Annotated in this window: 14 protein-coding genes; 8 read left to right on the forward strand and 6 right to left on the reverse strand. The window is 37.0% G+C overall.

Annotation, left to right across the window (positions count from 1 at the left end):
- Nucleotides 1–90: 90 nt before the first annotated feature.
- Nucleotides 91–468 (reverse strand): DinB/UmuC family translesion DNA polymerase, encoded by a 378-nt coding sequence (locus E2636_RS01335; protein WP_134208290.1) that lies wholly within the window; start codon nucleotides 466–468, stop codon nucleotides 91–93.
- A 279-nt stretch (nucleotides 469–747) separates the two neighbouring features.
- On the opposite strand from E2636_RS01335, the gene E2636_RS19515 reads away from it, so the two are divergent.
- Nucleotides 748–1,032 carry a tripartite tricarboxylate transporter substrate-binding protein gene (locus E2636_RS19515; RefSeq protein ID WP_322789588.1) on the forward strand — a complete coding sequence of 95 codons (285 nt, stop codon included), beginning with the start codon at nucleotides 748–750 and terminating at the stop codon, nucleotides 1,030–1,032.
- A gap of 412 nt (nucleotides 1,033–1,444) precedes the next feature.
- Here the strand turns inward: E2636_RS19515 and E2636_RS01345 are convergent, their stop codons facing one another.
- The 4 genes from E2636_RS01345 to E2636_RS01360 are packed head-to-tail and all read right to left on the reverse strand — an operon-like array spanning nucleotide 1,445 to nucleotide 5,626.
- Nucleotides 1,445–2,551: a GerAB/ArcD/ProY family transporter gene (locus E2636_RS01345; protein ID WP_134208292.1), complete on the reverse strand. Its 1,107-nt coding sequence runs from the start codon at nucleotides 2,549–2,551 to the stop codon at nucleotides 1,445–1,447.
- A 33-nt stretch (nucleotides 2,552–2,584) separates the two neighbouring features.
- Nucleotides 2,585–2,818, reverse strand: coding sequence for a hypothetical protein (locus tag E2636_RS01350; protein ID WP_134208294.1), 234 nt, complete (start codon nucleotides 2,816–2,818; stop codon nucleotides 2,585–2,587).
- Between the two features lie 6 nt (nucleotides 2,819–2,824).
- On the reverse strand, nucleotides 2,825–4,012 hold the full coding sequence (locus tag E2636_RS01355) for a Ger(x)C family spore germination protein (protein ID WP_134208296.1): 1,188 nt from the start codon (nucleotides 4,010–4,012) through the stop codon (nucleotides 2,825–2,827).
- A 3-nt stretch (nucleotides 4,013–4,015) separates the two neighbouring features.
- Complete coding sequence (locus tag E2636_RS01360; protein WP_134208298.1) at nucleotides 4,016–5,626, reverse strand: spore germination protein; 1,611 nt, start codon at nucleotides 5,624–5,626, stop codon at nucleotides 4,016–4,018.
- 747 nt (nucleotides 5,627–6,373) lie between these two features.
- On the opposite strand from E2636_RS01360, the gene E2636_RS01365 reads away from it, so the two are divergent.
- The 7 genes from E2636_RS01365 (at nucleotide 6,374) to E2636_RS01395 (ending at nucleotide 12,055) form a co-directional block, all read left to right on the forward strand.
- Nucleotides 6,374–6,724, forward strand: coding sequence for an ArsR/SmtB family transcription factor (locus E2636_RS01365; protein WP_017378928.1), 351 nt, complete (start codon nucleotides 6,374–6,376; stop codon nucleotides 6,722–6,724).
- 13 nt (nucleotides 6,725–6,737) lie between these two features.
- The gene (locus tag E2636_RS01370; protein WP_134208300.1) at nucleotides 6,738–8,033 is read left to right on the forward strand and encodes an arsenic transporter; all 1,296 of its coding nucleotides are present in this window, start codon (nucleotides 6,738–6,740) and stop codon (nucleotides 8,031–8,033) included.
- Nucleotides 8,034–8,060: 27 nt separating this feature from the next.
- Nucleotides 8,061–8,480, forward strand: coding sequence for an arsenate reductase (thioredoxin) (gene arsC, locus E2636_RS01375; RefSeq protein WP_017378926.1), 420 nt, complete (start codon nucleotides 8,061–8,063; stop codon nucleotides 8,478–8,480).
- An 89-nt stretch (nucleotides 8,481–8,569) separates the two neighbouring features.
- On the forward strand, nucleotides 8,570–8,929 hold the full coding sequence (gene arsD / locus E2636_RS01380; protein WP_134208302.1) for an arsenite efflux transporter metallochaperone ArsD: 360 nt from the start codon (nucleotides 8,570–8,572) through the stop codon (nucleotides 8,927–8,929).
- A 14-nt stretch (nucleotides 8,930–8,943) separates the two neighbouring features.
- Complete coding sequence (arsA, locus tag E2636_RS01385) at nucleotides 8,944–10,713, forward strand: arsenical pump-driving ATPase (RefSeq protein ID WP_134208304.1); 1,770 nt, start codon at nucleotides 8,944–8,946, stop codon at nucleotides 10,711–10,713.
- A gap of 19 nt (nucleotides 10,714–10,732) precedes the next feature.
- Nucleotides 10,733–11,680 carry a thioredoxin-disulfide reductase gene (gene trxB, locus E2636_RS01390; protein ID WP_134208306.1) on the forward strand — a complete coding sequence of 316 codons (948 nt, stop codon included), beginning with the start codon at nucleotides 10,733–10,735 and terminating at the stop codon, nucleotides 11,678–11,680.
- A gap of 105 nt (nucleotides 11,681–11,785) precedes the next feature.
- Nucleotides 11,786–12,055 (forward strand): iron-sulfur cluster biosynthesis family protein, encoded by a 270-nt coding sequence (locus tag E2636_RS01395; protein ID WP_017378922.1) that lies wholly within the window; start codon nucleotides 11,786–11,788, stop codon nucleotides 12,053–12,055.
- 754 nt (nucleotides 12,056–12,809) lie between these two features.
- On the opposite strand, the gene E2636_RS01400 is transcribed toward E2636_RS01395, so the two are convergent.
- Complete coding sequence (locus E2636_RS01400; protein ID WP_134208308.1) at nucleotides 12,810–13,064, reverse strand: helix-turn-helix domain-containing protein; 255 nt, start codon at nucleotides 13,062–13,064, stop codon at nucleotides 12,810–12,812.
- Between the last annotated feature and the right edge of the window lie 510 nt (nucleotides 13,065–13,574).

The following is a 13,574-nucleotide window of genomic DNA, read 5'->3' on the forward strand; positions in this document are numbered from 1 at the left end:
ATGAGTCAAAGATCAATTCGCATTACTCAGTGTGACTTACAAGAATTTTCACACCAAACTTGATACCAGTACGATTTAGTTACAATCATTTTATTCTGCTTTATGACCGCCAATTAATTGATCTCGTTGCCGTGCTGTACCTGCGTCTGTGTAGGATACAGCCCTTAATAGTGCAGTGGAACCATATTTACTTCGAATAGAATCCATAGCAGAAGCTAATTTCCGGTTACGCCACTTATTAGCTTCAAAAAGACTAAGTTGCAAATTGGTTTTACCTTCTAATTTTGAGAGGGATACCGATATTTGACGTGTAGGGCGTCCGTCATAAAATTCATCAAAGAGTTCATGACACACACGATAAATCTTCATCGTATCGTTAGTCCCTTCGACTATGGATCGTGAACGACTGAATTCCACACCAAAAGCGTCTTTGCTGTACCTAATACTAAGACTGACTGTCCATACCAACCGCTGAAGGAAGTTGAAACAATTCCATTAATTCCTCTTGTATTCGTTTAATTGTGGTTTCTATAGGTCCCCAAATATGCTCAGTCCCTTTTAAATCAAAAAATATTAATTGAAAATCGTCCTGGAGGAAGTGGAGCAACACAGATGGCAGGATTAATGGCTGCAAAAGCTGACGAATATACAGTAGGTGCGATGACGCCGAGTCAAATTGGACTACTAAAGGGGACTTTAAAAGATCAATATTCTTTAGAAGATTTTAGTTGAATCAGCAGAACACAGATTGATCCTTATGTCATTGTGGTTAATAAGAAAAGTCCTTTTAATACTCTAGGTGACCTTGTAGAACATGTAAAAAATAATCTAGGTAAACTAAATGTTGCTAGATATGGAGCTATTGGCTCAGGACATAATGTGGCATGGAACATACTAGTAGATACTGCTGGCATCGAAGCGTATACTAGCTGGAAATCGGGAGAGATTACGGCAGTTAAAGCAATGCAGGAAATTGGTGTGAAAAAGACGACTTTTTATAAGTTAGTCAGGGAGTATGAAGAATCAATATAGTTATAACTATATAATAGAAGAAACTCAATTCATTCACACGTAACGTTCAGTTCCTGCCTTTCAGCGATCCGCCCGTTGAGTTGCTCATTTTAAAGAGAAATTGGTTTTGTGGTAAAGCATATCCTTTTTAGATCTTCCTAGATTGTGGACGGTTCGGACGGAACAAACCGTGCAGAAAATCGCCTTTTCAACCAGCTCCTGGCTTTTGAAAAAGTAGCGCGTTGCGTACAGATTCCAGAAAACCATGATGCGTTGTTTGCCTTGGTCCATCGCACCGAAATTTCACCAACGGTGTCTCCCGTTCCTCGGCCGTGAAGATTTTGATTTTCCGGAAAGGACGCATGTCTTTTCCCGAACGTTTTGGCGATGCATTGCCGAATAGGCTTTTATGCGTATTTTGTTCCTAGGGTTTTTAGGCTTCTTTTTTTAATTGTCTTTTTCGTATGGCATATACGACTACCAGTAAAAGAGGTAAAAAAAGGCCGATTGTTAATGATAAGGATTTAGCCGTTGTGCTGTCCCAATGTTGTTGATAAGAGACGTTAGGATAAATCACGAGAGAGAGGACAACGGCAATCATTCCTAACGGTAACGTTAAAGGACGGTAATCTTTCAAATTTAGAATTTGTGCTATCCCTAAAACGGAAGCGTAAAAATAAAGGGCCGTCTTAATATAGAGGGTGATCATCCAGAGGGTAGCCATTAATCCCTCTATACGCTGTACAAAATCCCCGACATTTATCCTTTTGGTCAATTCGTAGCTTGGATAAATCTCTCTTGCAGTTTTCTCAGCACCTAATACCGAAACACACAAAAATGTAATGATGATGATGACGATTCCGCCTATTAAGTTTCCAATTAAAAAAGATTTTTTAACGTGTTTCATTTTGTTAATAAAAGAAGGGAAAATCATTAATAAAATAACGGAATTAACTGAAGATGTTACGACATAAAATAGTGATGATTGAACGATTTTTTTTGTACCCATCTCAAATACAGGTTGTATGTTTTCAAACTTGATTTCAGGTGAAACAAACACCACTAAAATGAGAAAAATGACAAAGAATAAGACAATTAAAATTTCTGCAGTACGAGCGAGGGTTTCCAATCCAAGACGGACTCCCATCACCACTATCCCCGCCATAAGAATATTAAGGACTATCATTGGAGTATTCGGCATCACATGGATATTTAAGAATGTTCCGCTATAAAACAAAAGACTTGAAGCATAAAGAAAAGACATGAATACAAACAAAATAGAAATGGCTTTACCTACCCATTTTCCAAATAGTTTTTCAATGATTTGGATATAGGTGAGGTGAGGGAACCAAAGAGCTATAGTAATGAATAGCCATGTGACCAATAACCCGATACCCGTACCAATTATAGCGGTAATCCAAGCGTCTTGCTTCGCATCAGCTGCTAATGCTGATGGTACAGTTAAGATGCTTGTACCAATCGTAAATAAAATAACTAAAACTAGAAATTGGTATGAATTTATTTTAACGTCTTGCATCATTTCATATCATACCTTTCCCTCTACACAGTTATTTTATTTCAACAAAAGAGCAATAACGTCATTAAGCGGTTTAAACACAAAAGTGAGTAAATCTAGTGGATTTGGAATAGTTTTTTCTAATCCAAGTGTAATACTTAGACCTATCCCAATAGCAAGAAAAATTGAAAACACAAGCAACTCTTTTTTATGCTTTTTTTTCAAGAGAGGTGGAACTTCAATCCACAGAATGGCAGCTGCAATCAGGAGTATTCCTATACTTTTCAGCATGATTATTTAGTCCTTTATCTTTTCTAAGAAGGAATTATCGACTGTACCCGTACGCCCAAGTTTTACGTCAACTTTAACATTCACCGTCAAGTTAGAAAATTCCTCTTCCCAATGCTCTTTAAGCTTTTTCCACTCATTCGGATTGGATCGATGAACGGCTTCACCAAAACCAAAAATGTCTGTTTCATATTGTTGTTGTAACGTTTTAACGGTCTGATTAACGGTCTCTTCCACTTCTTTTTCCGTGATTTTCTCTACCTCATCAATTGTTTCTGGTTCACTAAGATTAATTTGACATAATACTTCCCCGACATTCCCTTCTATCTTAATATTAATATCCACTTCGGGTTTTCCTTTGCTTACATTACCTTTAACCTCAGAATTGAGCCGAGTAATCTCTATAGTGGCTTTTCCTTCATTAGGACAAGATATAGGTGTTACTGTTGTTTTTACTGAGTTGGTGATGTCATTATACCCTTTACTTTCTTGTTCAGTTAACCATCCTACTAGTTTATCTTTTTTAAACACAGCCAATTGATCATATTGAATTCGAGCAGCAGGAGTAATCGATTCCACATTCTGTCTGCTTGATCCTAATTCTTGGTTTCCAATTACTTGAATCCCCGTTAATACAGCTTCCTTACCTTCACTTGTAAGATCTGCTATCAGCTCATCTATTGTAATGCCGTTTGTTGCCCCCCAAGCCCTTTCTGAAGTTTTAAGCGTGTTAAACATTTTATTGGCGGGTATGCTTTCTATAGTTGTTGAGACATTCAGTATCTCTTCCGCGGACTTATTTTTAGCAACAACAACATAGAAATCCGATCGAAGTTCCCAATCCCTTGCCAGTAACTCTAAGGATTCCCCTATTCCTTCTCGAGATAATTCCTCACCGAGCACTAGCATTTGAAGGTGTCCAGGATATATTTTTCTAGGCGTTTCCTTTGTCATTTTTCGAAAGGCTTCATATACCGTTTTTCCGTTCGCATGAATGAGGGTAACCGGTGAACGCCCCGTACTTGATTTCACAGAATTTTCCGAAGGTACAACCACTTGAGCAGTTACCTGGTATTCATCTTCTACTTTATCGATTCCTAATGCTATTATAATGCCAAGATCATTTAATTCCCTCCGGTCCCAACACCCCGTAAGAAAGAAGCTGAGAATCAGAAGAACAAACATGCATTTTTTCATCATTTAAACCCCTTCGTACTCCTGATTTTTTGATGGTTCTGGTTTTGCAGAGGATGAATCTTGTTGCCTAACGATATTTTGTTGACTGATTAGACGCGGTCGAGTAAACATTTTCCATCTAGGCAAACGAATAAACGTATCCTTTTGATCCGAAACATTAAATGGAGCTAGTGGAGACATATAGGGTACGCCAAAAGAGCGCAAACTGCATAAATGCAGAAGTAGAGCAAATAAACCTATCGTAATTCCATAAAAACCAAAAGTAGCAGCTAAGGCCATAAACCCGAAACGTAGCATCCTCACAGCAATCGCTATGTCGTAAGTGGGTGAAACAAAACTAGATATGGCGGTTATTGAAACGACGATGACCATCGCAGCAGAGACTAGGCCTGCTTCAACGGCTGCTGTTCCAATAACAAATGCCCCTACAATTGACATCGCTGCCCCGATGTTTCGTGGCATTCTTACACCTGCTTCACGTAAGATTTCAAAGGTGACTTCCATTATGATTGCTTCAATAAATGCGGGAAATGGGACTCCTTCTCGTTGGGCTGCCAGATTAATGAGGAGTGCAGGTGGGAGCATAGTATACTGAAAAGTTGTGATCGCAATAAACATTGCGGGTGCAAGTAATGCAATCGTGAATGCAAAAAACCGAAGGAGTCGAATAAGACTCGCAATATCGGCACGCTGATAGTAGTCTTCAGAAGATTGAAAAAATTGTATGAATAATGCTGGAGCAATTAGGACAAATGGTGTTCCATCCACCAAAATGGCTATTCGTCCTTCCAAAAGTGCTGCAGCTACTATATCTGGACGTTCTGTATTGTAAATAGTAGGGAAAGGTGAATATGGTGCATCTTGGATTAATTCCTCGATATTTCCGCTTTCAAGAATTCCATCAATGTCTATCCCATCCAAACGTAAACGGACTTCTTTCACTATTTCGTCATTTGCAATGCCATTGATATACATCATGGCAATGTTCGTTTTCGTGTATCTTCCAATAACTTTTGATTCCATCCAAAGGTTCGGATCTTTAAGTTTCCGACGAACTAAGGCTGTATTTACGCGTAAATTTTCGGAGAATCCTTCTCGTGGTCCTCTAACTACCGACTGGGCCATTGGTTCTGTTACCCCACGCTCAACCCATTGCTTATTGGAGATGATTAAACCTTGGGCATATCCATCGATTAAAATAATCGTATCCCCCGATAAAAGTCCGGTAAAAAGCACTTCAAAATTAGTTAATTCTTTAATCTCTCCTACCGTCATGGCAAAATCTTTTAATACGCTAATAAGATTTTGTTCAGGAGAGCGCTTTTTCTGTAATTCGGTCCCTTTGATATCTAGCATGAGCGTTTCTAAAATGAAATTTTGTAATGAGGCTGTATCTGTTAACCCATCTGTATAGATAATACCGGCTTTAATAGTTCCTTCTTTTCCAATTCGAATTTCTCGAATGATAATATCCGAGCTTTCTCCAAGGGAATCTTTTATTCTTTGTATATTTTCTTGAAGGTTTGTTTTTAATTCGTTTGTTGAACTTGTCTTCATCGTTTGGCTAGAAGTAGAATTTATTTTAGTATTACTTTTCTTTTTGAAAAAGCCCATACACTACCTCATTTGCTGTGAATTTTTTGGATACATATACACATAATTTTTGTTTATTCCTCTGCTATTCTATTAATCATGTCCTATTATTCTTTTTTTATACGATATGAATTGCCATATTAAGTGGAACACTTGAAATAGAGAGGTTTATTTTCTTTATTGAAGTAATAAATATTATTAACTATCTAATATAAATTAATTACTAATGTCATAAGGAGTTTAAAAGCTTTTTACTAGGGGCACACCAATCAAAAATGTGATAGAAATTAGACGGGGATGTCAATATTCAAATTAATTTGGGTGTCCATTAAAAGTGGATACTCTTTTTTGAATTGAGCATATGAATTGTTAAATATTAATCGTCTATGTAACAAAACTCGTCCTTTTCTGAATATGCCACAAATGGTTAAAAACACATCATTTTGGTTTAATAACGTTCAATAAAACTCTGTCCATTAATCTATGTTCATTAAATTGAATGAATATAGGATTACTCTATAAATGATAAATTACTGGTGTAAATTGGATATGATCGAGTCGATCCAAAAAACAACGACCAGAGTAGAAGATAATTCTATTTTTTATCAGGTGAATTTAACAATTATTTAATAAAGAAGTACCTTATTGATTTTCAAAGCATATAAGTATATGATGATATAGTATTTAAAGAAAGAAATGCTTAGACTCAAAGGAAAAATAAATTATCCTAAATAGGCTAAACTAATTTACTGAAAGGAGCTAACAAGAATGACAGATACAACAATACTGATAGAGCTTGATAAAGCGAGTTCGATTTTAAAGTTAATGGGTGATAAAACAAGGTTATCCATGTTAAAACTGTTACAAAAAAATGAATGTTGTGTGTGTGAATTTGTAGCAATTTTTAATGTAAGTCAATCAGCTATTAGTCAACATTTACGAAAATTAAAGGATGTTGGTTTAGTAAACGAAAATCGAAAAGGGCAATGGATATTTTATTCGCTAAATAGACAGCATGAAGCTTATGAATTTGTTCAAAATCTTCTTGATTTCATTCCTGATCAGGATCAAAGAATAAAAGAATTAGAACAGCAAGGATTACGCATTACTTGCGAATAATGGAGGGTTTAGTTTGACATCAGTTGTTTTAGCATCAGTAATTTTTCTTATCACTTTAATTTTTGTTATTTGGCAACCTAAAAATCTTTCTATCGGTTGGTCAGCTTGTGGTGGTGCAGTACTTGCTTTACTGGTAGGTGTTGTAGATTTTCAAGATGTAATCGATGTAACTGAAATTGTATGGAACGCCACATTAGCATTCATAGCTATTATTATTATTTCGCTCATCTTAGATGAAATTGGATTTTTTGAGTGGGCCGCTTTGCACATGGCAAGAGCCGCAAAAGGTAATGGAGTTCGAATGTTTGTGTATGTAACGCTTTTAGGAGCGGTGGTTGCTGCATTATTTGCAAATGATGGAGCAGCGTTGATCCTTACACCCATCGTTCTTGCAATGGTTCGAAGTTTGAAATTTGATGAAAAGATGATTTTCCCATTTATCATGGCGAGTGGTTTTATCGCAGATACGACCTCTCTACCATTAGTAGTAAGTAACTTAGTTAACATTGTATCAGCTGACTTTTTTGGTATTGGATTTGTCGAATATGCTTCTAGAATGATTGTGCCGAACTTGTTTGCTCTTCTAGCTAGTATTTTGGTATTGTACTTGTTTTTCCGAAAGAGCATTCCGAAAAATTATGATTTAGCAGATTTAAAACAGCCTCGTGATGCAATTAAAGACGTAAAAATGTTTAGATTATCTTGGTATATATTAGGCTTATTATTAGTCGGTTATTTCTCAAGTGAGTTTTTAGGACTTCCTGTTTCAATAGTGGCAGGCATCGTTTCGATATTCTTTTTACTTATGGCTCAAAAGAGTAAAGCAGTTCAAACAAAACGTGTATTAAAAGGTGCACCATGGGCGATTGTTTTCTTCTCAATCGGCATGTATGTAGTCGTTTACGGCTTGCGAAATGTTGGATTGACGAGTGTATTAGCAGACGTGATTCAGCTTGCAGCTAATCAAGGTTTATTCGCAGCAACTATCTCTATGGGGTTCATTGCAGCTATTTTGTCATCGTTGATGAATAATATGCCTACAGTGATGATTAATGCACTAGCGATCTCAGAAACGACTACTCCAGAAACAATTCGAGAAGCATTAATTTATGCAAATATAATTGGTTCTGACTTAGGTCCAAAAATTACACCTATTGGTTCGCTTGCGACCTTATTATGGCTCCATGTTTTATCTCAAAAAGGCGTAAAAATCGCATGGGGTACTTATTTTAAAGTGGGAATTATTTTAACAATCCCAACACTATTAATCACGCTAATTGGACTTTATTTATGGTTACTAATCGTCTAAATCTAAAACAAAGAGGAGTTTTTCATCATGACTAAAAAAACATTATATTTCTTATGTACAGGTAATTCTTGCCGAAGCCAAATGGCCGAAGGTTGGGGAAAAAAATACTTAGGTGATGAGTGGCAAGTACTAAGTGCTGGAATTGAAGCACATGGGTTGAATCCTAATGCAGTAAAAGCTATGAATGAAGTATCAATTGATATTTCAAATCAAACATCAGATATCATTGATACACAAATTCTTAACCATGCAGATTTTGTTGTAACACTTTGTGGCGACGCAGCTGATAAATGCCCGATGACACCACCTCACGTAAAACGCGAGCACTGGGGATTCAATGACCCTGCTAAAGCTGAAGGTACAGAAGAAGAAAAATGGGTTGTATTCCAACAAGTTCGTGATGAAATTGGAGAACGTATTAAACATTTTGCTGAAACCGGTGAATAACTAAGAAGTAGTCGAGGAGGAAATTACTCGACTTATCTTCTATATAATATATAAGCATATGATTATTTATTTGTGAAAGGATGAACCCAATGACTAAAGTTGAAATATTTGATCCTGCTTTATGTTGTCCGACAGGCGTATGTGGACCAAGTGTTGACCCAGAGTTAACACGTGTAGCTGCAGCTGTCTTTACCCTTGAGAAACAAGGGTTTGACATTAAACGATATAACTTAGGAAATGAACCTGGGATGTTTGTAGAAAACTTAATCATTAATCAAGTGCTACATGAAAAAGGACCAGATGCATTGCCTGCTGTTGTTGTTAATGGCGAAATGCTAAAAGTTGGAGAGTACCCTTCCAATGAAGAATTGGCTATATGGTTTGGTATTCAAGAAAGCGACTTGAAAATGAAGAAACCTACAAATCTTTTAGATATAAAATTCAAATAAAGGAGTCTATCCTCATGCAAAATTTTCACCCACGGTTACTTAAAGAAACGCCTTTTTTATTCTTTACAGGAAAAGGTGGGGTAGGGAAAACATCAGCAGCTTGTGCAACAGCAGTGAATCTTACTGACCAAGGAAAAAAAGTGTTATTGGTTAGTACAGATCCTGCATCTAATTTACAAGATGTGTTTGGCATGGAGTTTAGTAACCAACCGACGAAAGTTGACAATGTCGATGGATTATTTGCATGCAATTTAGATCCTGAAGAAGCGGCTAAATCTTACAGAGATAAAGTTGTAGATCCATTTCGCGGAAAATTACCTGATGCAGTTGTCGACCAAATGGAAGAGCAATTGTCTGGTGCATGTACAGTTGAAATCGCGGCATTTGATGAATTCACAAATTTACTTACGAATTCTGAATTAATTAGTGGTTTTGATCATGTTATTTTTGATACAGCTCCGACTGGTCATACATTAAGATTGCTGCAACTACCAAATGCGTGGAATGGGTTTTTAGAAGATAGTACACATGGTGCATCCTGTTTAGGTCCGTTATCTGGACTGTCTGCAAAAAAGGAATTATATGCGAACACAGTGAAAGTACTTTCTGATTCTAGTCAAACCAAACTAGTATTAGTGACTAGACCAGATTCATCCACTTTCTTTGAAGCACAAAGAGCATCAACAGAGTTAAAAGAAATTGGTATTAAAAATCAATTATTGATTATCAATGGATTACTGAAGAAGCCTATCGACAATGATGAAATTTCCAGTGCCTTTTATAACAGACAACAAAAGGCGTTAAAAGAACTACCTGAGTCTTTAAAGCAATTAGAAACATATTCGTTGCCTTTTGTTTCCTATTCCTTAATAGGTAGTGAAAGTCTCCGCCATTTGTTTAAATCATATCTTCTTTCAAGTAGTTCACAGGAATCAGTGGAATTAAAAAGTGATAATTTGTTGACACTTAACCAAACGATTGATGATTTGTATGTTAAGAACACACGTGTTATTTTGACAATGGGTAAAGGTGGCGTAGGAAAAACAACAATCGCTTCCTTACTTGCAGTTGGATTAGCTAAGAAGGGTAAAAAAGTCCATTTAACCACAACTGATCCTGCGGCACATTTAGAATTTGTGTTTAAGGATGAGTTAGTTATGGATAACCTCACCATAAGTAAAATTGATCCTTCAGCTGAAGTAGAGAAATATAAAGCAGAAGTTCTTCTAACGGCAGGCGCTGGTTTGGAAGAAGATGCTTTGCGTTATTTAGAAGAGGATTTGAATTCTCCTTGTACAGAAGAAATTGCTGTATTTAGGGCATTCGCAGATGTAGTTGAGAAATCAAATGAGGAAATCGTGGTAATCGATACGGCACCAACAGGTCATACATTATTGCTGCTTGATGCTGCGAAATCATATGAAAAAGAACTATCCAGATCAACTGGTGAAATTCCTGATGCGGTTAAAAACTTGCTTCCGCGTCTTCGTAATCCTGAGGAAACCAGTGTGCTAATTGTTACTTTACCTGAAGCTACACCTGTTTTTGAAGCAATGCGTTTACAACAAGACTTAAAAAGAGCTGGTATTCAACCGAAGTCATGGGTAATTAATCAGAGTCTTTATGGAACAGAAACGATTGATCCTATTTTAAGTGCTAAGGCAACTAGTGAAAAAGTGTGGATTAAAAAAGTCAGCGAAGAACTCACTAAACAAACAACGATTGTAAAGTGGCAGCCTGAAGATAAGCTAGGAAATATAGAAGTAGAAGAACTTATTAACTAATCATTCGGAGGAGATCAATATGCATAAAGTAGTAATATTAGGCACTGGACCAGCTGGTTTAACGGCAGCAATCTATCTGGCAAGAGCAAATATGAATCCAATTGTAATTGAAGGAGACCAACCAGGAGGACAATTAACTTTAACGACAGAAGTTGAGAATTTCCCAGGTTTTGTTGATGGTGTTATGGGTCCAGAGTTGATGGTCAATATGCGTAAACAAGCTGAACGTTTTGGAGCTGAGTTTAAAAACGGATGGGTAACAGAGGCAAATTTATCTGAAAAACCATTTAAACTTACTGTAAGTGGACTAGGTGAGATTGTAACAGAATCCTTAATCCTTTCTACAGGTGCTTCCGCTAAACTTCTGAAAATTCCCGGGGAAAAAGAAAACATTGGAACTGGTGTTAGCACGTGTGCGACGTGTGATGGATTTTTCTACAGAGGAAAAAAAGTAATCATTGTTGGTGGTGGAGATTCTGCCATGGAAGAAGCAAACTTCCTTACAAAATTCGCTTCTGAAGTAGTTATTGTGCATAGAAGAGAAGAGTTACGTGCGTCTAAAATCATGCAAGATCGAGCAAGACAAAATCCTAAAATCTCTTGGAAATTAAATAGAAGTCCAGTTGAAGTGATGTCCAATGGTGTTAAAGTAAATGGTCTAAAAGTGATGAATAATGAATCAGGTGAAGAAGAAATTATTGAGACGGATGGGATTTTTGTAGCCATTGGTCACACACCGAATACGGCATTCTTAAACAACCAAATTGATACAGACGAAGTTGGCTATATTCAAGTGAAACCTGGAACAACGGATACAAATATTCTTGGCGTCTATGCTTGTGGAGATGTTCAAGACAATAAATATCGACAAGCGATTACAGCAGCTGGAACAGGTTGTATGGCTGCATTAGACGCAGAACGTTATTTAGAAGGCCAGGCAACTCACGACTGGAGTCAATCATTATAGATTTACCACATTAGTTTGAGGGTGTGTAAAGTGTGGTAAATGCTACATTTGCAAAGTCTAGAAATAAAAATAGGTTATTAAACCAATTAGGGGATGTGTTTATTTATGATTATTACAGATACTGCTAAAGAAATGTTAACAAATGCAATGGCGGAAAAAAATGCTGCCGGAATTCGTTTTTACTTTGTGGGTCAAGGTTGTTGCGGTCCACAACTAGGTTTATCTTTAGATGTTCCCGAAGAGCAAGATGTTATTAAAGAGGTCAATGGCGTTCAAGTAGCAATTGATCAACGCGTACTTACCATGGCCGAAGAAGTTACCATTGATATGCAAGATGGAAGTTTAACGTTGGTTGGTCTTCCTGAAAACTGTTAAATAGTACATTAAAGCAGAGCCCTCGTTTATCGAGAGGGCTCTGCTTTTTAAATGGTGAGAAAGTATATAATTTTAGTGAGCCATGAATCCAGTATTTCCGGTATTTTAAGGAGTAGGTTCTAGTATGATACCACTGATTTGCGCTCCAGGCGGACGCTTTCCACGGGGCGGACGGAGAGCCTCCTCAGGCCAACACGATGTTGGTCACAAAGGCGTTGTCACATGATGTGACGTTCTTAGCCTTTGTTCCACTTAGCGCTCCAATACGGGGTCTCGCCTGTCCCGCTAATCCCGTAGGAAAGATATTGGACGAACTGTCATTCGTCCAATATCTTTGCGACGAGTAACCGCAGGAGCACATGCTTTTCCCGCCGCCTTCCGCTCCAATCAAGTAAATGTTTTCGAATTGATCATAAAAGAAAATACAACTTAAAAAGAAGGGATTGCAGAACAGTGGTTTGCATGATGCACACTCGCTACAATGAGGCATGCCGCCGAAGATGAAGTTTCGGCAAATTTTATTTAAGTATTCTCAATCTATGAAGTGTCTTGCAATGTCGAGCGAAAGCTCAGTTGTAATTAGTAGGTGTCACGTTGTAATTATGGAAGGTGACGTTATAAAAATAGGCATCCACGTTGTAAAAATCGTGGTCCACTTTATAATAGTTAAAATATGGAATTTAATTAGTCGATTATTCTTTCATTCTATAACTTAACCTCGAGAGTATCACTTCAATCAGAAAGGTAATGTTTTTCAAAAGTGATTTTGATGCAATTTCACGGGATTCTCGCACCAGATTAGATTGAAAAGCTCATTTTCTTCTACATTTAACACAAGGGACAATTTCTTAATGAGTGAACCAGAAGGGTGAAGTAAGTCCATTTCCAATCGATCAACAATTTGATGCGAAACTTTTAATTGGTCGGCAAACATCTCTAACGAAAGGTTTTTAAATTCTCGAGATTCTTTAATAAACTTTCCAAAGCCAATACATGGTTTATTTAACATCACACACACTCCTTATTAATGTATAATGATTTACTTATATATTAATTTAAACCAAATGTATCAATTAAGTCAACGAATAAATTGTTAAAAAATACTGAATATTGTAAACGATTTGTAAATGTTGTTACGACCTTCAGTTAATTTGAAAAAGCCGGTTTTCCAATGTAGGAATACCGACTCTTTATTATATATACATGAGTCAATTTCATAACTCCTCAATTCTATAATAAACACGAACATTTAATTGCTTTTTATATTAATTATCTGTTAACTGTTTATTTTAATCAGGTATCGTTTGATTGTAGCGCAATGCGGCGTAAAACATCTGCTCCTGTTTCTGTTTCTGCATCGCTTTGCTAGCTTCGAAACATGAAAGTGAGCTGCATCGCTGCGCTTAGCTTCGTCGCAAAGACTAGCACGAACTGAAAGCCCCGCAGGAAAGATGCTGGCAAAAGCCAGTGTCTTTACGACGAGTAACCGCAGGACCGTGGAACGAAGACTAAGAACGCC

Source organism: Paenisporosarcina antarctica (genome assembly GCF_004367585.1).
Classification (GTDB): domain Bacteria; phylum Bacillota; class Bacilli; order Bacillales_A; family Planococcaceae; genus Paenisporosarcina; species Paenisporosarcina antarctica.